The 20,499-nt window shown below is 73.3% G+C and carries 18 protein-coding genes; 14 read left to right on the plus strand and 4 right to left on the minus strand.

All coding sequences use genetic code 11. The features are described 5' to 3' along the window. The first annotated feature begins 36 nt into the window (after window positions 1-36). The 9 genes from ABEA53_RS12895 (at window position 37) to ABEA53_RS12935 (ending at window position 8,478) form a co-directional block, all read left to right on the plus strand. On the plus strand, window positions 37-804 hold the full coding sequence (locus tag ABEA53_RS12895) for an alpha/beta fold hydrolase (RefSeq protein WP_345481635.1): 768 nt from the start codon (window positions 37-39) through the stop codon (window positions 802-804). Next, window positions 801-1,481 carry an esterase/lipase family protein gene (locus ABEA53_RS12900; RefSeq protein ID WP_345481636.1) on the plus strand — a complete coding sequence of 227 codons (681 nt, stop codon included), beginning with the start codon at window positions 801-803 and terminating at the stop codon, window positions 1,479-1,481. The genes ABEA53_RS12895 and ABEA53_RS12900 overlap by 4 nt, the downstream gene beginning before the upstream one ends. 213 nt (window positions 1,482-1,694) lie before the next feature. Next, on the plus strand, window positions 1,695-2,222 hold the full coding sequence (locus ABEA53_RS12905; protein ID WP_345481637.1) for a DUF1697 domain-containing protein: 528 nt from the start codon (window positions 1,695-1,697) through the stop codon (window positions 2,220-2,222). A gap of 24 nt (window positions 2,223-2,246) precedes the next feature. Then, the gene (locus ABEA53_RS12910; protein WP_345481638.1) at window positions 2,247-2,876 is read left to right on the plus strand and encodes a TMEM175 family protein; all 630 of its coding nucleotides are present in this window, start codon (window positions 2,247-2,249) and stop codon (window positions 2,874-2,876) included. Between the two features lie 186 nt (window positions 2,877-3,062). Next, window positions 3,063-4,541 (plus strand): MDR family MFS transporter, encoded by a 1,479-nt coding sequence (locus ABEA53_RS12915; RefSeq protein WP_345481640.1) that lies wholly within the window; start codon window positions 3,063-3,065, stop codon window positions 4,539-4,541. Window positions 4,542-4,652: 111 nt separating this feature from the next. Continuing rightward, on the plus strand, window positions 4,653-5,798 hold the full coding sequence (locus ABEA53_RS12920) for a GAF domain-containing protein (RefSeq protein ID WP_345481641.1): 1,146 nt from the start codon (window positions 4,653-4,655) through the stop codon (window positions 5,796-5,798). 18 nt (window positions 5,799-5,816) lie between these two features. Continuing rightward, the gene (locus tag ABEA53_RS12925) at window positions 5,817-6,638 is read left to right on the plus strand and encodes a sulfurtransferase (protein ID WP_345481642.1); all 822 of its coding nucleotides are present in this window, start codon (window positions 5,817-5,819) and stop codon (window positions 6,636-6,638) included. Next, complete coding sequence (locus ABEA53_RS12930) at window positions 6,635-7,243, plus strand: GNAT family N-acetyltransferase (RefSeq protein ID WP_345481644.1); 609 nt, start codon at window positions 6,635-6,637, stop codon at window positions 7,241-7,243. The genes ABEA53_RS12925 and ABEA53_RS12930 overlap by 4 nt, the downstream gene beginning before the upstream one ends. Before the next feature lie 122 nt (window positions 7,244-7,365). Beyond that, on the plus strand, window positions 7,366-8,478 hold the full coding sequence (locus ABEA53_RS12935) for a type I restriction endonuclease (RefSeq protein WP_345481646.1): 1,113 nt from the start codon (window positions 7,366-7,368) through the stop codon (window positions 8,476-8,478). A gap of 82 nt (window positions 8,479-8,560) precedes the next feature. Here the strand turns inward: ABEA53_RS12935 and hrpA are convergent, their stop codons facing one another. Together hrpA and ABEA53_RS12945 are read right to left on the minus strand one after the other, a co-directional pair. Further along, window positions 8,561-12,454, minus strand: coding sequence for an ATP-dependent RNA helicase HrpA (gene hrpA, locus ABEA53_RS12940; RefSeq protein WP_345481648.1), 3,894 nt, complete (start codon window positions 12,452-12,454; stop codon window positions 8,561-8,563). Window positions 12,455-12,519: 65 nt separating this feature from the next. Then, complete coding sequence (locus ABEA53_RS12945) at window positions 12,520-13,614, minus strand: NADH:flavin oxidoreductase/NADH oxidase (RefSeq protein ID WP_345481649.1); 1,095 nt, start codon at window positions 13,612-13,614, stop codon at window positions 12,520-12,522. Between the two features lie 143 nt (window positions 13,615-13,757). Between ABEA53_RS12945 and ABEA53_RS12950 the strand changes: the two genes are divergently transcribed. The 5 genes from ABEA53_RS12950 to ABEA53_RS12970 all read left to right on the plus strand — a co-directional run bounded on the left by ABEA53_RS12950 (window position 13,758) and on the right by ABEA53_RS12970 (window position 17,474). Continuing rightward, window positions 13,758-14,027, plus strand: a complete 270-nt coding sequence (locus ABEA53_RS12950; protein ID WP_345481650.1) for a GlsB/YeaQ/YmgE family stress response membrane protein — start codon at window positions 13,758-13,760, stop codon at window positions 14,025-14,027. Between the two features lie 110 nt (window positions 14,028-14,137). Further along, entirely contained in the window at window positions 14,138-14,353 is a 216-nt protein-coding gene (locus ABEA53_RS12955; protein WP_345481651.1) for a hypothetical protein, read from the plus strand. Window positions 14,354-14,399: 46 nt separating this feature from the next. After that, window positions 14,400-16,226 (plus strand): thioredoxin domain-containing protein, encoded by a 1,827-nt coding sequence (locus ABEA53_RS12960; protein ID WP_345481652.1) that lies wholly within the window; start codon window positions 14,400-14,402, stop codon window positions 16,224-16,226. A gap of 43 nt (window positions 16,227-16,269) precedes the next feature. Next, complete coding sequence (locus ABEA53_RS12965) at window positions 16,270-17,106, plus strand: aldo/keto reductase (protein WP_345481653.1); 837 nt, start codon at window positions 16,270-16,272, stop codon at window positions 17,104-17,106. A 23-nt stretch (window positions 17,107-17,129) separates the two neighbouring features. Next, entirely contained in the window at window positions 17,130-17,474 is a 345-nt protein-coding gene (locus ABEA53_RS12970; RefSeq protein ID WP_345481655.1) for a DUF3140 domain-containing protein, read from the plus strand. 159 nt (window positions 17,475-17,633) lie between these two features. Here ABEA53_RS12970 and ABEA53_RS12975 read toward each other — a convergent pair whose 3' ends face one another. Both ABEA53_RS12975 and ABEA53_RS12980 read right to left on the minus strand, forming a co-directional pair. Continuing rightward, the gene (locus ABEA53_RS12975) at window positions 17,634-18,383 is read right to left on the minus strand and encodes a PspA/IM30 family protein (RefSeq protein WP_345481656.1); all 750 of its coding nucleotides are present in this window, start codon (window positions 18,381-18,383) and stop codon (window positions 17,634-17,636) included. A 57-nt stretch (window positions 18,384-18,440) separates the two neighbouring features. Further along, complete coding sequence (locus ABEA53_RS12980) at window positions 18,441-20,498, minus strand: TPM domain-containing protein (RefSeq protein WP_345481657.1); 2,058 nt, start codon at window positions 20,496-20,498, stop codon at window positions 18,441-18,443. Window position 20,499: the final 1 nt, after the last annotated feature.

Raw genomic sequence — 20,499 nt, forward strand, 5'->3', positions numbered from 1 at the left:
GCAGGCAGCGGCGGGAGCGGCCCATACGCTCGAGGGATGGGCTCCCGGACACTGACGCGCGCGGCCGGTCCGGACCGGTTCGAGCACGCGGGGTGCACCGTGGTCGACCACCGCTACGGTGCGGGTCCCGGAACGCCGTTCGTGCTGGTGCACGGCATCGGCTGCGGCCTCTCGTACTTCGAACCGATCGCGCCGCTGCTCGCCGAGCACGGGCCCGTCCACGTGCTCGAGCTGCCGGGCTTCGGGGACGCGCCGAAGCCGCCGTCGGTGCTGACCATCGAGGAGCACGCGGGGCTCGTGGTCGCGCTGCTGCGCTCGATGGGCCGGCCCGTCGTGCTCGTCGGCCAGTCGATGGGCTGCGAGATCGTGCTCGAGGCCGCGCTGCGAGCGCCCGAGCTGGTCGAGCGCGTCGTGTTGATCGGCGCCGTGACCGACCCGGACGAGCGGACCGCGCTGCAGCAGGGGCTGCGGTTGGCGCAGGACGTGCTCGGGGAGACCCCGGCGACCAACTGGCGCGTGTTCTCCGAGTACCTGAAGTGCGGACCGCGCCGGTACCTGGCCACGCTGCCGTCGATGCTGGCCTACGACACCGAGGCGGCGGCGGCCGCGCTGACGGTGCCGGCCCTGCTCATCAGGGGCGAGAAGGATCCGATCTGCCGCCGGCCGTGGGCTCGACGCCTGGCCGCCCGGCTCGCCGTGGGACGGCTCGTGGAGATCCCCGGCGGGCATCACAACGCGCACTCGACCCACCCTCGCGCGACCGCGTCCGCGATCCTCACCGCACCGCTGCGGACGCGCGTGTGAGCGTCGCGCGGATCGCCGGCTGGTGGGCGCGCGACTACGTCGCGGCGGTGCAGTGGCAGGTCGGGCCGCTGCTGCAGCACCACGACCCGGCGGACTACCTGCAGGGGCGGCCGGGGCAGCGGCACGTCGTCGTCCTGCCCGGCATCTGGGAGACCTGGCGCTTCCTCCTCCCGCTCGTCGACCGCCTCCACCGCGCCGGGCACCCGGTGCACGCGGTGACCGCGCTGCGGAACAACGGGGCGACCGTCGACTCGAGCACGGACGTCGTGGCGTCCTACCTCGCGGATCACGACCTCGACGACGTGCTGATCGTCGCCCACAGCAAGGGCGGGCTGATCGGCAAGGACCTGATGCTGCGGCCGGACACCGGGCCGCGGGTGCGCAAGATGTTCGCGATCTCGTCGCCGTTCTCCGGGTCGATCTACGCCCGGTACATCCTGCTGCCGAGCCTCCACGCGTTCTCACCGAAGGACCCGACGACGGTGCGCCTCGCGGCGGACCGCAGCGTGAACGCCCGCATCACCTCGGTGTGGGCAAAATTCGACCCGCACATCCCGGGCGGCTCCGAGCTGCCGGGTGCGGCGCTGAACCGGCGCATCGACGACGGCGGGCACTTCCGCATCCTCCGCAACCCGGAGGTGCTGCGCGAGCTCGACCGGTTCGCCGCCACTCCCTGATCCGTTGCGCCGACCCTTGCGTTCCCGGGCCGATCGGCGCAGCATCGGAGGCGAGGAGGTGGTGCGCGTGGCAGATTCATCCATGGACATCGACGCGCCTTCCACCTCGCCCGTCCTCCACTGAACGGTCGGGCGAGCGAGGCAAGGCCGCGCGTCGAGTCGGGCCGGCTCCCTTCCGGGGACCGGCCCGACACCTTTCCCTCAGGAGGCACGATGCGAGCGGTCGCCCTGCTGCGCGGCGTCAACGTCGGCGGCGTCCGCTTCGCGATGGCGGACCTGCGGACCGCGCTCGAGCAGGCCGGCTTCTTCGAGGTGCGGACCGTGCTCGCGAGCGGCAACGTCGTGCTCACCGCGAGCGAGGACGACCCCGTGGCGATCGCGAGCCGGGTGCACGCGGTGATCCAGGAGCGGTTCGGCTTCGACGTAGCCGTGCTGGTGGTGAGCCTGCCGGTCGTGCGGGAGGCGGTCGACGAGTACCCCTTCCCCCGGGCCGACGACCGGCACGCCTACGTCGTCTTCGCGGAGGACCGCGCCGCGCTCGCGGAGCTGGTCGACGGGGTGGGGGAGCTCGATCCCGAGGAGGAGCAGGTGCGGCACGGCGAGGACGTCCTCTACTGGGACGCCCCGAAGGGCCGCACGCTCGACACCCGCTTCGGGAAGCGCTTCGGGAAGCAGCAGCGGTCGGGCGCGGTCACCACCCGCAACATCAACACGCTCGAGAAGATCCTCGCCGGCGGCTGACGGGGTTCCGCCATGCTGGGCGGCGTGGACGACGACCGCGGCCGCAGCGCCGAGCGCCTGATCACCTTCACCGACGCGGTCGTCGCGATCGCGATCACCCTGCTGGCCCTGCCGCTGGCGGAGATCGGGCACGACGCGGTCGGGCACGGGCTGGACGGGTTCCTCGAGGAGAAGGGCTCCACGATCCTCGGGTTCGTGATCAGCTTCTTCGTGATCGCCCGGCTCTGGTGGGGCCACCACCGGATCCTCGAGCACGTGCAGCGCTGGGACGGCGCGCTCGTGGTGCTCACCGTGCTCTGGCTGTTCACGATCGTGCTGCTCCCGCCCGCGACGGCGCTCACCACGGTAAACCACCCGGAGGTCCACCCCGAGGTGATCACGGTGTACATCGGGGTGATGGTGGTCAGCAGCGCGCTGCTGACCGCGTTGGCGAGCCACGTCGCGCGTCGCCCGGCCCTCACCGACGGTCACGACGACGAGGCCGGCGCCCGCCTCCTCGGCTCCGTGGTCAGCACGGTCGGCTTCGTCATCGCCCTGGTGATCGGGACGCTCGTCCCGTCCGTCAACTACTTCGCGCTCTTCGTCCTGGTGCTCACCGGCCAGGTCGGCCGCTTCGCGCGGCGCCGTCGGCGACGGCGACTGAACATCCGGTGACGATCCGCCGCGCCTGTGCGCGGCCTCGTTGCCCGCTGTCCGAGGAGGATGGAACACTTGAGCCGTCGCTGAGGTTGACGACCCGGTGACCCGTCGAGGGCGAGCGCTCCACGCTCCGTCCCTGTCGTCCCGGCTCGCTGCGCGAGCCCGTCAAGGACGCCGCCCCCGAACATCCCGGAGGTCCTCGTGACCGAGACCATCGACCGTCAGCAGGGCGCGCCGGCGAGCGGCCCCGAGCGGATCAGCCGCCGCAACGCGATCGTGATCGGCGTCCTGCTCGTCTCCGCCTTCGTCGTCGTGCTGAACGAGACGATCATGAGCGTCGCCATCCCGGTCCTCATCAAGGACCTGCACGTCGACGCGAGCACCGGCCAGTGGCTCTCGACCGCGTTCATCCTGACGATGGCGGTCGTCATCCCGGTGAGCGGGTTCCTCATCCAGCGGATGACGACCAGGTCCCTGTTCGCGATCGCCCTCGGCTCCTTCGTCGCCGGAACGCTGCTCGCGGCGCTCGCGCCGACCTTCTCCGTGCTGCTCGTCGCCCGCATCATCCAGGGCGTCGGCGCCGCCGTCGTCACGCCGCTGCTGATGACGACGGTGATGACGATCGTGCCCGAGTCCCGCCGCGGCGTGATGATGGGCAACATCTCGATCGTCATCTCGGTGGCGCCCGCGATCGGCCCGACCGTCTCCGGCGCGATCCTCAGCGTGCTGCCGTGGCCGTTCATCTTCTGGTGCGTGCTGCCCATCGCGGCCGTCGCGCTGGTGCTCGGCCTGCGCCTCATCTCGAACATCGGCGAGCCGCGCCACGTCCCGATCGACCTGATCTCGATCCCGCTGTCCGCCATCGGCTTCGGCGGGATCGTCTACGGCCTGAACGCGGTGGGCCAGGGGGCGTCCTCGAAGGAGGGCATCTCGCCGACGGCCGTCGCGGTGCCGGTCGTGATCGGCGTCGTCTCCCTCGTGCTCTTCCTGCTGCGGCAGCGCGCGCTGCAGCGCAACGACAACGCGCTGCTCGACCTGCGGGTGTTCCAGTCGCGGGTGTTCAGCGCCTCCGTCGCCTCCGGCTCGCTCGCCTTCCTCGGGCTGCTCGGCAGCGCGATCCTGCTGCCCATCTACCTGCAGAACGTGCTGGGCCTGACGACGTTGCAGACGGGCCTGCTGGTGCTGCCCGGCGGCCTGCTGATGGGCGTGCTCGGCCCGGTGGTCGGCAAGCTGTACGACCTCTTCGGGCCCCGTCCGCTGCTCATCCCCGGGCTCGCGATCGGCACGGTCGGGCTGGTGCTGCTCGGCACGCTGACCGCGACCACGCCGGCGTGGCAGGTGCTGATCTACCACGTGGTGCTCAGCCTCGGTCTGGCGTCGGTGCTGCCGTCGGTGTTCACGGCCGGGCTGTCCGCCGTACCGCCGCGCTTCACCTCCTACGGCAGCGCGATCTTCGCCACGGTGCAGCAGGTCGGCGGTGCGGCCGGCACCGCGCTCGCCATCACGCTGCTCGCCCTCGGCGCCTCCGGCTTCCACGGCGCCGGCGGTGCCGGTGCGGCCGAGGCGGCGGGCACCCGGCTCGCGTTCCTCGTCAGCGCGGGCATCTTCGTGGTCGCGATCCTGATCGCGACGATGGTCAAGCGCGTGGAGGGGAACGGCCCGGTTCCGGCCGGGCACTGAGCCCGCTCGCGCCGCCCGCCGCCCGGAGTGCACCGAGGCGGCGGGCGGCGCGCTGCCGAATGCACTCAGCGCGATCCGGGGCGCAGGCGTCATCATGAGCGCGGAGGTGCCGTGGAACGCAACCCGCAGACCGGCCGCAGCTCACGGCTCTCGATGCAGCGCCTCCATCACAGCGGCTCCCAGCCCGTGAAGGTGCTGCTGATCGGCGACCGCGCGCACCTGTTCGCGGCCGTGGAGGGCGCGACGCTCGCGGAGCGCGCCGCCGATCGCATGTGGCTCTCGACGCGGCACGGCGTCGACCTCGACGTGCTGACCGACCTCGCGCCCGTGCTGCGGGCCGTGCAGGGCGTGTTCCACACCTGGCGCCTGTGGCGCTACGACGTGGTGCTCGTCGCGCTCGGGGAGGGGCTCGACTCGGCGCGCAGGCCCCGCACCCTCGCCCGGGTCGGCGACCTGCTCGAGGAGGTCATCGAGGACGCGGCCGATGCGACCGAGGTGGTCGTCGTCGCCCCGCCGATCGTCGCGCCGGAGGGCAGCCGGCACGCGGCAGCCCCCGAGGACCGCCTCCGTTCCACGGTGGGCCGCATCGGCTCCGCCCGCATCCGCTTCCGCACGGTGCAGACGCCCGACGAGGCGCTGCAGCGCTCGCGCGCGTGGGCGACGGCGCTCGGGGAGGAGGTCGCCGACTCCGTGCGCCGCCTCCAGCAGGCTCCCGTCGCGGCGACCGCCTCCGCCCGCCGCGGCGGCCCCGACGACGAGCAGGCCCGGCAGCACGCGCTCGACGCGCTGCACGTCGTCGGCCGGGGCCCCGACCCGAGGCTGAACGACCTCGTCGAGCTCGCCCGCAACGCCTTCGGCACCGAGAGCGCGGAGATCAACTTCATCGACCACGACCGGCAGTGGAAGATGGCCGTCGCCGGTGCCGATCCGGGCGAGAACCCGCGTGCGCACTCGTTCTGCACGATGACGATCGAGCGGGAGGAGCCGACCGTGGTCAGCGACGCGACGGTCGACCCGCTGTTCCGGAACAGCCCGCTGGCGCAGGGGCCGCACCCGATCCGCTTCTACGCCGCGCACCCGATCGAGTCCGCGGACGGCTACCGGATCGGCTCGTTCTGCATCTACGACCCGGAACCGCGCGACGTGCGCGGCCTCGACCTCGGGGTGCTGCGCGACCTCGCACTGCTGGCGCAGGCCGAGATCACGGGCGCCGACGCGCCGCCCGAGGGGCTCTCGCCCGACCTGGCCGCCCGCTAGGCCTGCGACCATCGAGGCGTGCTCGCCGAACCGCTCGACCTCCTCCCGCTGCTGTCGGACCCGCGCCTCGTGCTGCTCGACGTGCGGTGGCGGCTCGACGCCCCCGACGGTCGGCCCGCCCACCGGGAGGCGCACCTGCCCGGCGCGGTCTACGTCGACCTCGACACCGAGCTCGCCGGGCCCCACGCGCCGGGCGCCGGACGGCACCCGCTGCCGCGTCCGGAGGACCTGCAAGCGGCCGCACGCCGCTGGGGCGTGCGCCAGGACAGCGTCGTCGTCGCGTACGACGACCTCGGCGGCATGTCCGCGGCGCGCGCGTGGTGGCTGCTGCGGGACGCCGGGCTGCCGGACGTGCGGGTGCTCGACGGCGGGCTCGCCGCCTGGCGCCGGGCCGGCCTGCCCCTCGAGGCGGGCGACGTGACGCCCGAGCCCGGCGACGTGCGGCTCGAGCCCGGCCACCTGCCGGTGCTCGACGCGGACGGTGCAGCGGGGTTCGGCGGCGCCCTGCTCGACGCGAGGGCCGGCGAGCGGTACCGCGGCGAGGTCGAGCCGATCGATCCGCGGGCGGGCCACATCCCGGGCGCGGTGAGCGCACCGACCGCGGGGAACCTCGACGCCGACGGCCGCTTCCTGCCTCCCGCTGCGCTGCGGGAGCGCTTCGCGGCGCTCGGGGTCGACCTCGACGCACCCGTCGCCGCGTACTGCGGTTCGGGCATCACCGCCTCGCACGAGGTGCTCGCGCTCGCCGTCGCCGGGGTGGACGCGGCGCTCTACCCCGGCTCGTGGAGCGCCTGGTCGAGCGACCCCGCCCGCCCGGTCGCGACGGGTGCGACTCCGTGAGCCCGGGCGACGGACCGGCCGCGCACGATCCGCAGGTGCTGCGGGAGGACGACCCGGGCGTCGCCGTGCTGCTCGCCGGCGGCTGGGTCGTGGCGCACCGCTCGTGGGGCGCCCGCCTGCGGGTCATCGACCCGGAACGCCTCCGCGCGCTCGTCGCGACGGCCGAGGCCCGCGGCTGCACGGTCGTCGAAGCCGGATCGGAGGCGGATCCGGGCATCGCCGCGCTCGAGGCGAGCGTGCGCGAGGACTACCCGGGCGGTCCCGCGACCGCGCCCGCCGAGCACGACGAGGCGGCGCTCGCCGCGCTGCGGGAACGCGGCACCCGATTCTTCGCCGCGCTCGACGACGGGGAGGTCGTCGCGGTCACGGCGATCGAGCGCGACGGCGAGCGGGCCGAGACGGACTTCACCGCCGTCGCCCGCACCCACCGCCGGCGCGGCCTTGCGGAGGCGGTCAAAGCGGCCTCCGTGCTCGCGCTCGCAGCGGAGGGCGTGCAGGTCTTCGGCACCGGCGGCGCGGACGAGAACGCCGCGAGCCTCGCGATGAACGCCCGCCTCGGCTACGCGGTGACGGAGCGCTGGCTCACCCTCGTCCCGCCCCGCTGAGGTCCGAACCGATTCGCGCGGCGCGCCTCCGGCATGGTGGACGGCGCCACTCCCGCGAGAATCCGGCGGGATTCGACACGCGCACCTAGAGTTCCTCCGCGCTCACGAGTCGGAGGAGACCAATGGAGTTCGAAGACAAGCTCGCTGCACTCGCGACGAAGGTCCGGAATCAGCGCGACGCGATCCAAACGGAGGAGGCGACGAAGAACGCCTTCATCATGCCGTTCATCTCGACGATCCTCGGATACGACGTGTTCAACCCGCTCGAGGTCGTGCCCGAGTTCACCGCCGATGTCGGTGTGAAGCGCGGGGAGAAGGTCGATTACGCGATCATGCGCGACAGCGAGGTGCAGATCCTCATCGAGTGCAAGCGGTCGACCGATGCGCTTCGCATCGAGCACGCTTCACAGCTGTTCCGATACTTCGCCGTCACGAACGCGCGGATCGCGGTGCTCACCAACGGGCAGGTGTACCAGTTCTACACGGACCTCGATGCGCCGAACCGCATGGATGAGAAGCCGTTCCTCGTGCTCGACCTCCTCGATCTCGACGAGACGCTCGTACCCGAGCTGCGGAAGCTGACGAAAGAGGTCTTCGACCTCGATTCGGTGATCAACGCAGCGGAGGAACTGAAGTACGTCGGGCAGATCAAGCGATTGATCGCGTCGCAGTTCAAAGCCCCCGAGGACGACTGGATCAAGTTCTTCACGCAGCGCGTCTACGACCGGTCGATCACGCAGCGGGTGCGTGAGCAGTTCGCGCCCCTGGTGCTGAAAGCCGGCGTGCAGTTCCTCAACGAGCAGGTGAACGACCGGCTCAAGACGGCGCTCGGGTCGAGCGGATACTCGGCGATCAGTCCGACGCAGGCGGCGGAAGCCGTGACGAGCGAGCCGATCGCCGAGGAGGACCTGGCCCGCGACACCGAGATCGAGACCACCCTCGAAGAGCTCGAGGGGTACCAGATCGTGAAGGCGATCGCCTGCAGCGAGGTGAAGCCCCAGCGGATCGCGCAGCGGGACGCGAAGTCGTACTTCGCAATCCTGTTGGATGACAACAACCGCAAGCCCATCGCGCGCCTCCACTTCAACAGCAAGAAGCAGAAGTACCTCGGGCTGTTCGACGCGGACAAGAACGAGACGCGCCACACCCTCACCGGTCTGGACGACATCTACCAGCACGCGGATTCCATCAGGTCGGCGGTGCGGTCCTACCTCGAGTCACCGGTGGACGCCTGACGTCTGCTCGTCCCACCGTCCTGCGGTGATTCCGACTGGTGCGGCTGCTGTCGCAGCCGCACCAGTCCGGGTTCACCGCCTTTCAGGAAGGCGTGAGGGCCTTGCGGATGCGCTGGAGGGAGACCGCCTCGCTGGTCGGCAGCGTCTGGGCGAAGAGGCTGAGGCGGAACTCCTCCAGCAGCCAGCGCGCGTGCACGAGGTTCGGCGCGAGCCCGGGCGTGAGCGGCAGCGTGCCGCCGGCCTGGAGGTAGAGCTGCTGAGCGGTCTGCGCCTCGTTCATCCACACGCGGTCGCGGTTCGCCTGCTCGGGCAGCCGCTCGACGCGGCGCACGACGCCCGCCGCGTATACCGCGACGCGCGGCAGCCGGTCGGCGCCGTCGACCCGCACGAAGCCGGGGTGGATCAGCGCGTCGAGCTGCGCGCGGGCGTCCGACAGGGCCGGCACGAGCGCGAGGCTCGTCGCCTGCCGGATCGCCCGGTCCGCCTCCCGCGCCCCGGCGAGCGCAGCGGCGGCGGCGCCGACGACCTGGAACAGGTCGTCCACGACGCGGGCGGACGCGGCCTCGCGCATCCGGTCGAACGTCGCGCGGTCCCAGGCGACGCCGTCGGGCGCGACCTGCAGCTGGATGCGGTCGAGCACGGCGTCGAAGCAGTCCTGGAACAGCGCCTCGGTGCTGCGGTACGGGCTGGCGCCGAGCGCCAGCTTCTCCGCGCCGGACAGGTGCTCCCGCACGTAGGACGCGGGGGAGGGGGTCGCGAGGGCGAGCAGGCGGTGCACGCCCGCACGGGTCGACGCGACCTGCTCCTCCGGCGTCGCGAGCAGCCGCAGGTCGACCGCCTCGCCGGTGTCGACGAGCGCGGGGTACGCGCGCACGACGCCGCCGGCCGCGCGGGTGTCGAGCACCCGCGGCAGCTCGTCGAGGTCCCACGTCGTCATCCCGGTGCGCTCGATCGGCGCGCTGCCCGGCGCGGGCCGGGCGACCACCTGCGCCGCGGAGGTACGGGCCCGGTCGGCGAACCGCTGCTGCAGCGCCGCGAGGTCGGTGTCGCGGCCGACCTCGCGGGGGGCTCCGCGGCCGCGCTTCGGCGCCTCCGTGACCGCGAAGGCCGGGCGGAGGTGGGCGGGCAGTCGTGCGAGGTCGAAGTCGGCGGGCGTCACGGCCACGCCGGCGACCCGCCGGATCACCGGCAGCAGCGCGTCGACCAGCGGACCGGGGTCCGCGCCCGTCTCGGGGCCGGGCGGCAGCTCGGGCAGCAGCCGCCGCGCCCAGTCGGCGGTCGGCACGACGTGGCGGCGGATCGGCTTCGGCAGCGTCTTCAGCAGCGCGGCGACGAGGTCCTCGCGGAACCCCGGCACGAGCCAGTCGAAGCCGGCGGGGGAGAGCGTCGCGAGCAGCGGCAGCGGCACCCGCACGGTGAGGCCGTCGTCCTCCGCGCCCGGCGCGAACCGGTAGGAGAGACGGAGGCGCTGGTCGCCCTGCTGCCAGGTCGGCGGGAAGTCCCGCTCGTCGACCTCCGGGGCGTCCTCCTCGTCGAGCAGGTCGGCACGGGTCATCGTCAGCAGGCCCGGCGCCTCCTGCCGCGTCGCGCGCCACCACGTCTCGAACCGGCGCACGTCGGTGACGTCCGCGGGCACGCGGTCCTCGTAGAAGTCGACGATCCGGTCGTCGTCGACGGGGCGGCTGCGGGTGCGCTCCGCGTCCTGGTCGAGGTCGGTGCGGAGGCGCCGGTTGGCCCGGTCGAACTCGTAGAGCGGGTCGCGGCCCACCTCGCGCTGCCACTCGCCGCCGAGCAGCGCGTGCTCGATGAACAGGTCGCGCGCGTGCGCCGGGTTGAGCCGCGAGTACTGGATGCGGCGCTTCTCGACGATGGGGACGCCGAACAGCGTCACGCGCTCGTCCGCGACCGCGGCGCCCTGCCGCTGCTCCCAGCGCGGCTCGCCGTAGGTGCGCTTCACGAGGTCGCCCGCGATCGGCTCCGCCCACGCGGGGTCGATGGCCGCGTTCATGCGGGCGAACAGGCGGGAGGTCTCGACGAGCTCGGCCGACATGATCGCGGCCGGCGGCTTCTTGACCAGCGACGACCCGGGGAAGATCACGAAGCGCAGCTGCCGGGCGCCGAGGAACTCGACGGCCCCGCGCCGGGGCGTCGGCCGCCCGTCGCGGCCCTTGACCTGCGCGGCGCGCTCGTCGCGCAGACCGATCTGCGACAGCAGCCCCGCGAGCAGCGACTTGTGGATCGCGTCCGCGTTCCGCGACGGCGCGTTCACCTCGAGCTGCACGTCGCGCGCGATGCCGGTCAGCTGGCGCACGAGGTCCTGCCACTCGCGGATCCGCACGAAGTTCAGGAACTCGTTCCGGCAGCGCCGCCGGAACGCGGACGACGACAGCTCCTTCTGCTGCTCCTCGAGGTGGTTCCAGAGGTTGAGCAGGCCGATCAGGTCGCTCGTCGGATCGGCGAAACGGGCGTGCAGCAGGTCCGCCTGATCCCGCTGCTCGACCGGGCGCTCGCGCGGGTCCTGCACGGTCAGCCCGGCGACGATCGCGATGACCTCGCGGCTGACGCCGTGCCGCTTCGACTCGAGCAGCATCCGGCCGAAGCGCGGGTCGATCGGGAGGCGGGAGAGGTCGCGTCCGACCCGCGTCAGCGACGGCGGCTGCCCGCCCCGCGCCTCCTGGATCGCCCCGAGCTCGCGCAGCAGGTCGAGTCCCGCGCGCACGCCGCGGGAGTCGGGCGGGGTGAGGAAGGGGAACGCCTCGATGTCGCCGAGGCCGAGCGACAGCATCTGCAGGATGACCGCCGCCAGGTTCGTCCGCAGGATCTCGGGGTCCGTGTACGCCGCGCGCTTGCCGAAGTCCTCCTCCGAGTAGAGGCGGACCGCGATGCCGGCGCTCGTGCGGCCCGCACGGCCGGACCGCTGGTTCGCGGACGCCTGCGACACCGCCTCGATCGGCAGGCGCTGCACCTTCGCGCGCACGGAGTAGCGGGAGATGCGCGCCGTGCCGCCGTCGATCACCGCGCGGATGCCCGGCACCGTGAGGCTCGTCTCCGCGACGTTCGTCGCGAGCACGATCCGCCGGTCGACGCCGGCGACGTGCGACCGCTCGAACACCCGGTGCTGCTCGGCCGCGGACAGGCGGCCGTACAGCGGCAGGATCTCGACCGGGCGCGAGCTGCCCGAGTAGTGGCCGCGGAGGGAGTCGGCGACGTCGCGGATCTCGCTCTCGCCCGAGAGGAACACGAGCACGTCGCCGCCCGGCAGGTCGCGCTCGAGCTCGTCGAGCGACTCCTGGATGCCGGTGACGAGGTCGCGGTCCTCGGAGGCGCGCGGGTCCGGGTCGCTGTCGTCGTCGCCCGCGTCCTCGAGCACCAGCGGCCGGTACCGGACCTCGACCGGATAGGTGCGCCCGGAGACCTCGACGATCGGCGCGGGGTTCCCCTCCGCGTCCGCGAAGTGCGCGGCGAACCGGTCGACCTCGATCGTGGCCGAGGTGACGATGATCTTGAGGTCCGGGCGGCGCGGCAGCAGCCGCTTCAGGTAGCCGAGCAGGAAGTCGATGTTGAGGCTGCGCTCGTGCGCCTCGTCGAGCACGATCGTGTCGTAGCGCTTCAGGTCCCGGTCGCGGCGGATCTCGGCGAGCAGGATGCCGTCGGTCATCAGCCGGATCCGGGTGTCCGGGCCGGAGGTGTCGGTGAAGCGCACCGAGTAGCCGACGAGGCCGCCGAGCGGCACGTCGAGCTCCTCCGCGATCCGCTCCGCGATCGTGCGGGCCGCGATGCGGCGCGGCTGCGTGTGCGCGATGGACGTGCGGCCGAGGTCGAGGCAGATCTTCGGCAGCTGCGTCGTCTTGCCCGAGCCGGTCTCGCCCGCGACGATCACGACCTGGTGTTCCGCGATCGCCACGGCGATCTCGCCGCGCATCGCGCTGACCGGCAGCTCCGGGGGGTAGGTGATCGTCGGAGCGGCGGCAGTCATGGGCACTCCATCTTTACGGAGTTCTGGTCGGCCGGAGGTCGACCAGAACTCCGTAAAGATGAAACTCAGGCGCGGACGGTCGCCCGGCGGGGACGGGCCCGCTGGTACTGCACCGGCCAGGCCGCCTCGGCGCCCAGCTCGGCGGCCCAGGCGAGCGGGAGGTGCGGGTCGCGCAGCAGCGGGCGGGCCAGCATCACGGCGTCGGCGCTGCCGGAGGCGATGGCCGCCTCCGCCTGCTCGGCCGTCTCGATCAGGCCGACCGCGTTCACGGGCACGCCCGTCGCGGTGCGCACGGCCGCGGCGAGCGGCACCTGGTAGCCGGGGCCGACGGGGATGCGGGCGTCGGGCACCATGCCGCCGCTCGAGACGTCGAACCAGTCGGCGCCCGCCTCCGCGGCCCAGCCCGCGACCGTCTCGGTCTCCTCGATCGTCCAGCCGCCCTCGGCCCAGTCCGTGCCGGAGAAGCGCACGAACAGCGGCACGTCCGCACCGACCTCGGCGCGGACCGCGCGCACGACGTCGAGCAGCAGGCGGGCGCGGTCCTGCAGCGATCCGCCCCATTCGTCGGTGCGGCGGTTGGCGAGGGGGGAGAGGAACTGGTGCAGGAGGTAGCCGTGCGCGGCGTGCAGCTCGAGCACGTCGAAGCCGGCGTCGACGGAGCGGCGGGCCGCGGCGGCGAAGTCCGCCACCACGCCGGCGACTCCAGCGGCGTCGAGCGCGGCGGGCTCCGCGTAGCCCGGAAAGGCGACGGCGGAGGGGCCGACCGGGGTCCACCCGCCGTCCTCGACCGGCTGCGAGCCGTGGCCGCGCCACTCGGGGTAGGTCGACGCCTTGCGCCCGGCGTGCGCCAGCTGCACCGCCGCGACCGCACCCTGCGCGTGGATGAAGGCCACGATGCGGGCGAGCGCGTCGCGCTGCTCGTCGTTCCAGATGCCGAGGTCCCACCCGGTGATGCGCGCCTCGGGGCTGACCGCGGTCGCCTCCGTCATCACGAGGCCGGCGCCGCCGCGGGCGAGTGCGCCGAGGTGCGCGAGATGCCAGTCGGTCGGCATCCCGTCGAGTCCGTCCGCCGAGTACTGGCACATCGGTGAGACCCAGACCCGGTTCGGCACGGTCAGCGAGCGGATGCGGACGGGCTGGAACAGCGCGGAGTCGGTCACGTCGAGGCTGGAACGCTGGTGGGCGGGCGCTATTCCTCCCGGACGTCCCTCGATCGGGTTACATGGAGGTAGTACTCCAACCGCTCACAGACTTTCTTCAGCTGAGTTGGAGATTCTGTGGGCGTCTTGAAAGGACGGTTCTTGTGAGCATCATCATCTTCCTCATCGTCGGAATCATCGCCGGCTTCATCGCTCGCGCGGTCGTCCCGGGTCGTCAGAACATGGGCATCGTCGCGACGCTCATCCTCGGCGTCGTCGGTTCGTTCGTCGGCGGCCTGATCCTGTCGTTCCTCCCCGGTGGACAGCCCTTCCCGTCGTTCAACCCGGCCGGCCTCATCGGCTCGATCATCGGCGCCATCGTCGTTCTCCTGATCTACATCGCCGTCCGTCGCCGCTCGGGCCGCACGGTCTGACGCTTCGCCTCACCACGAAGGGCCTCGTCCATGGCGGACGGGGCCCTTCGTGCATCCCGGCGCGCGGTCGCGAGGAGCCCCCTCCCATCGGCGACCGGTAGAGAGGGGGCATGAGCAACAGCACGCCGCAGGGCCCCGGCCCCCAGTTCGGCTCGAACCCGGACGCGACCCCCATCGACGAGCAGACCGCGGTCCAGCAGGCGATGGACGAGGAGTCCGCCGCCGTCGACGCGCAGCCCGACGCCGCCGAGCCGATCGACATCAGCGACAACGCCGGCCCCGAGCTGACCGCCGACGTCGACGACGTGGACGCCGGCTCCGCCTGATCCCGGCCCGCCGTCTCCCGCCCCGCCGTCTCCCGCCCCGCCGCGCATGAACCGCCTCGCCGACGCCGTCAGCCCGTACCTCCGCTCCCACGCGGACAACCCGGTCGACTGGCGTCCCTGGGGCGAGGCGGCGTTCGCGGCGGCGCGGGAGCGGGACGTGCCCGTGCTCGTGTCCATCGGGTACGCCACCTGCCACTGGTGCCACGTCATGGCCCGCGAGAGCTTCAGCGATCCAGTGCTGGCCGAGCGGCTGAACGCCGGGTTCGTGGCGATCAAGGTCGACCGGGAGGAGCACCCCGAGGTCGACGCCGCGTGCATGGCGGCGGCCGGCGCGTTCACGCCGAACCTCGGCTGGCCGCTGAACGTATTCCTCACGCCCGAGGGACGCGCGTTCCACGCGGGCACCTACTCGCCGCCGCAGCCGGTGCAGGGGCACCCGTCGTTCCGGCAGGTGCTCGACGCGGTCGAGGAGGCGTGGGTCGACCGGCGCGGGGAGGTCGAGGCCTCCGCCGCCGGGCTGGCCGCCGCGCTCGCCGAGGCCGGGTCGGCAGCGCCCACCGCGTCGCCGGTGACGTCCGAGGCGCTGATCCGGGTCGTCGACGAGCTCGCGGCGTACGAGGACCGGCAGCACGGCGGCTTCGGCGGGGCGCCCAAGTTCCCGGTCGCGCCGGTGCTGCTGACGGCGCTCGCGCTCGGCCGGTCGCCGCTGCTCGACGCCGGACGGCGGTCCGCGGTGGCCGGCGTCGCCGAGCGGGCGCTCGCGGCGATGCGCACCCGCGGCCTCCGCGACCCCGTCGAGGGCGGCTTCTTCCGCTACGCGGTGCGGCGCGACTGGACCGAGCCGCACTACGAGCGCATGCTCACCGACAACGCGCTGCTGCTGCGCGCGTACGCGGCGGCCGGCGACCACAGCACCGCCGCGGGCGTCGTCGGCTTCCTGCGCGACGTGCTGCGGCGCCCGGGCGGCGGCTTCGGCTCCGCGCAGGACTCGGAGAGCGTGGTCGACGGGCAGCGCGTCGAGGGCGGCTACTACGCGCTCGATGCAGCGGCTCGCGCCGCCCAGCCGCCGCCCGCCGTCGACGGCAAGGTCCTCACCGGCTGGAACGGCATCGCGATCGGTGCGCTCGCGGCGGCCGGCACGCGGTTCGGCGAACCGGCGTGGATCGACCTCGCGGTCGAGGTCGCGGACGTAGTGCTCGCGGCGCACCTGCGGGAGGACGGTCTGCTGCGGGCGAGCCTCGACGGCCGCCCCTCCGACGCGGTCGCGACGCTGGAGGACTTCGGCGGGCTCGCCGACGGGCTGCTCGAGGTCGCGCTCGCCGCCGGGCGCGCGGACCTCGCGACGACCGCCCGCCGCCTCGTCGACGCCTGTCTGCACGACGGCGGGCTCCGCGCCCCGTCCAGCGACCCGACCCTCGCCGCGCTCGGCATCGGGGGCGGCGCGGACTCGGGCGAGGGCGCCTCCCCGTCGGGCACGACGCTGATCGCGTCCACCGCGTGGCGGCTGCACCTGCTGACGGGCGAGGCCGCCTACCGCGACGCGGCGGCGGCCGCGGTCGCCCCCCTCGCCGCAGCGGGCCTCGAGCGCCCGATCGGGTACGGCGCCGCTCTGGGGCTCGCCGTCGCGATGGCCGAGCCGGTGCGGCAGGTCGTGGTCGTGGGGCAGGCAGGGGACCTCGCCGCCGCGGCCCGCGCGCTGCCCGCCTCCGTCACCGCGGTGGTCGACGACGCGGCGGCCGCCGCATTCGCCGCCGCGGGGTTCGAGCTGTTCGAGGAGCGGCGCAACATCGGCGGCCGAGCCGCCGCCTACGTCTGCCACGACTTCGTCTGCCGGCTGCCCGTGACGGAGGCCGCGGACCTCCCTGCCGCCTGAACGCGCCGGACGGGCTCGGAGGGACGCCTGGCAGCCTTGCCGCATGCCCGACATCCCCCTCCTCTCCGGCCAGGACGGCGCCCGCCTCCCGGCGATCGGCCTCGGCACCTACGACCTGCGCGGCGCCGACGGCGTCACGGCCGTCGGGTCGGCGATCGACGCCGGCTACCGGCTGCTCGACACCGCCTTCAACTACGACAACGAGGGCGTCGTCGGCCGGGCGATCGCGCAGGCGGCGGTGCCGCGCGAGGCGCTGCTGTTCTCCACGAAGCTGCCTGGCCGGTACCACCGGCACGACCTGGCGCGGCGCGCGATCGAGGAGAGCCTCTTCCGCAGCGGGCTCGACCGCCTCGACCTCGTCCTGATCCACTGGCCGAACCCGCGCCAGGGGCTGTACGCGGAGGCGTGGCGTGCGCTGGTCGAGGCGCGGGAGGACGGCCTCGTGTCGATGATCGGCGTCTCGAACTTCCTGCCGGAGCACCTCGACCGGATCATCGGCGAGACCGGTGTCACCCCGGTGCTGAACCAGATCGAGGTGCACCCGTGCCTCCCGCAGGACGACCTGCGGGCGGCGAACGCGGAGCGCGGGATCCTGACCGAGGGCTGGTCGCCGCTCGGCAACGGCACCGACCTGCTGCGGAACGCGACCGTGGAGCGCCTGGCCGCCGCCCGCGGGGTGAGCGCCGCGAGGCTGCTGCTGGCGTGGTCCGTCGCGCTCGGCGTGATCCCGCTGCCGAAGTCGGCGACGCCGGCCCGCCAGGCGGAGAACCTCGACGTGTTCGGCATCGAGCTGACGTCGGACGACCTGGGGGAGCTCGCGGACCTCGCGACCTCGGGCCGGTCGAGCGGGCTGGACCCGGCGACGCACGAGGAGTTCTGAGCCGGTCGTGCCAGGGTCGCCGCATGGCGGACACCGCACCCGACGGGCTCGACGACATCTGGGACGACTGGCGGGCGGCGGTCAACATGACGCCGAAGGAGCTGGAGGAGTGGCTCACGACCGACGACTCGAAGTCGGTCGGCGACACGGGCGGCGACGGCGAGTCGACCGGTCACGCCTCCGGCCGCCGGATCGTCGAGATCCTCCGCACGAAGAAGGCGGACCTCACCGACGACGACGTCGCCCACATGCACAAGGTCGTCGGCTACGTGCACCGGCACGCGGCGCAGGGCGGGCCAGAGCACGACAAGGAGCACTCGAAGTGGCGGTACTCGCTCATGAACTGGGGCAACGACCCCCTCAAGTGACGAGCCCCGTCCACGGATGAGGGGTCCGGTCGACCTCGGCCGGATCCCCTCATCCCCGGAGGCGTCAGCGCAGCAGGTCGCGGAACTCCTCGACGCGGCGCACGATCACGAACGCCGCGACCACGATGAGTATCCGCAGGACCAGCTTCTTCACCCGGATCAGCCCTCGCTGTCGCGCAGCGGCGTCGCGGTCAGCTCGACGGGCTGCTTCAGCGCCGCGAGCCGGGCCTCGATCTCGGTCTGCTTGCCGAGGTCCTCGAGGCTCTCGAACTGCTTGTCGAGGCTCGACGAGGCCAGCTCCTGCTGCCCCATCACCTTCGCCTCCTCGCGGCGGACCTTCTCGTCGTACCGGCCGAGCTCGCTCGTCGGGTCCATGATGTCGATCGACTTCATGGCGCCGAGCACCTGCGACTGCGCCGCTGCGGTCTTCGAGCGGGCGACGAGCTCGTTGCGCTTCGACCGCAGCTGGTCGAGCTTCTGGCGCATGCCGTCGAGGCCCTCCTTCAGCTTGTCGACGACCTCGGTCTGGGAGGCGATGGTCGGCTCGGCGTCCTTCGCCTCCTTCTCCGACTGCATCTGCTTGCCGATCGCGATCTTGGCGAGGTTGTCGAACTTGTCGGCGTCGCCCGCGTTGCCGGAGCCGCGCAGCTGGTCGGCCTTCGTCGACGCCGCGATCGCCTTGCGGCCCCAGTCGTTCGCCGCCTCGACGTCCTCGCGGTGGTCCTGCTCGAGCATGCGCAGGTTGCCGATCGTCACGGCGACGGCGTCCTCGGCCTCGGCGATGCTGTTCGTGTAGTCGCGGACCAGCTGGTCCAGCATCTTCTCCGGGTCCTCCGCCTGGTCGATCAGCGAGTTGATGTTCGCGCGGACCAGGGTCGAGATGCGGCCGAAGATCGACTGCTTCACCATGTGCGTTCCTTTCGTCGTCCTGCTCTTGGGTATTCGTCCGACCGGCGTCGGGCGGGGCTAGAAGGAGCCGCCGCCTCCGCCGCCGCCGTCTCCGCCTCCGCCGAAGCCGCCGCCTCCGCCGAAGCCGCCCCCGCCGCCGCCCCAGCCGCCTCCGCCGCCGGCCCAGCCGCCGCCGTAGCCGCCACCGCCGTGCCCGCCGAGGATGCCGCCGAGCACGCCGGCGATCACCGCGCCGGTGACGATGTCGCCGCCGCGGCCTCCGCCGCCGAAGCCTCCGCCGCCGTAGCCGCCGCCGTTGCGGAAGTCGTCGATGTCCTGCTGGGCGAGGTCGGACGCCTCGTTCGCCAGCGACAGCGCGTGCTGCGCGGAGCCGAGGGCGTCCACCGGGTCGGTGCGCTGCAGCGAGGCCGCGCGGTCGAGCTCGCGCTGCGCCTCGCTGAGCCGCGTGCGCGCCTCGCTGCGGACGCCGCCTCGACGGCTGTTGATGTACCGCGTCGCGTCGCGGATGGCCTGCTCCGCCGAGTCGAGGGAGCGGGGCAGCGTGGCGACCGCGCGCTCGAGGCGCTGCTGCTGGTCGCGGGCCGGTGCCAGCGCGCGGTCGAGGCGGCCGTTCGCCTGCTCCACCGTCGCGAGGCCCGCGGGCGGGGCCTGGAGGTCGGCGGTCTCGATGGCCGTGCGCGCGGCGGTGATCGCGGCGACGAGCTCCTTGTCGCGCGAGCCCGTGCGCTCGGCCTCCGCGATGTCGTGCCGCGTGTCCTCGACGGCGGCGTCGAGCTGCCGCTTCACCGCCATGAACTCGTTCGGGGTCGCGATGACGCCGTCGAGCAGCTCCGTCGCCTGGCCGAGCGCCTGCTGCGCGCTGCGGAGCGCCACCGCGCCGCCGCCGCCGCTGCTCGAGGTGCCCGCCTCCGCCAGCGCGTTCCGCGCCAGCTCGAGCAGCGCGTCGGCCTGCTGCAGGTCGTCGGCCGCGCCGCGCACCGCCTCCTCGCCGAAGCGCGCGCGGATGGTGTGCAGGGTGCCGGCCGCCTCGCGGGACCGCGCGGTGAGCTGCTGCTGCTGCTGCGACGCCGCGGGCACCGCCGTCGGCAGCTGCTGCTCGAGCTTCCGCAGCTCGTCGAACGCGGCGGTCTGCGCGGACAGCGTCTTCTCCGCGTCCGCGCAGAGCGCGATGATGCGCTCCGTCATCTCGCGGCGCTGGTCCGGCGTCTCCGGGATCTCGTCGTCGAGCTGCTGGCGGATCGCGAACGCGTCACGGGCGCGCTGCTTCGCCGTGCCGAGCGCGACGGTGAACGGCTTCGCGGCCTCGTCGCCGAACTCCGCGACCGCGAACCCGAGCTCCTGCTCGCTGGTCGTCAGGTCGTCGTCGAGGGCGATGAGCGCACGGCTCGACCGCTGGTCGAGCTCCTTCTGGTCGACGGGCGGCGGCCCCACGGGCGCGGCGCCCGATCCGCCTCCTGCGCCGACGGCCTGCTTGGAGCGGCGGCGCAGCGCGCGCACCACGAACACGGCCACGACGATCAGCGCGATCAGCAGGAACACGGTGATGAAGGTGCTGACGCCCCCGCCGCTCGAGCGCGTCGCGGGCTCCTCCTGGACGGCGCCGCCGTCGCTCGAGCCGCCGTCGCTGCTGCCGGCGGCGTTCTGCAGCCCGGTCAGGAACGGGGTGATGGATCCCGACCAGTCGCCGCTGCGGACGGCCGAGGACAGGGCGGGCTCCAGGTCGTCGGTCGCGACCGACTGCACCTCCGACTCCGAGAGCGGGAAGGCGTCGTCGCCGTAGAAGCCGTAGTTGCGCGCCTGGGTGGCGATCGCCAGCACCAGCGCCCCGCCGCTCGCGTCCGCGCGCTGCAGCGTCGCCTGCGCCCAGCCCGTGCGGTCGGACGGGTCCTCGAACGTCTGCACGAACACCACCCGGAGGTCCGAGCCCGTCGCGTCGTCGTACGCCTGGATCCGGTCGCGCATCGTCGACTCCTGCGCAGCGCTGAGCACGCCCGCCGAGTCGTCGAGCTTGGACGCGCCGAGGTCGACGGGCGACTCCGCCCACGCCGCCGAGGCGCCGGTGAGCGTCAGCAGCCCTGCCACGACGAGGCCCACCATTCCGCGGTGCATTCGCATC

The sequence above is a fragment of the Amnibacterium soli genome (assembly GCF_039544415.1).
In the GTDB taxonomy this organism is placed as follows: Bacteria; Actinomycetota; Actinomycetes; order Actinomycetales; family Microbacteriaceae; genus Amnibacterium; species Amnibacterium soli.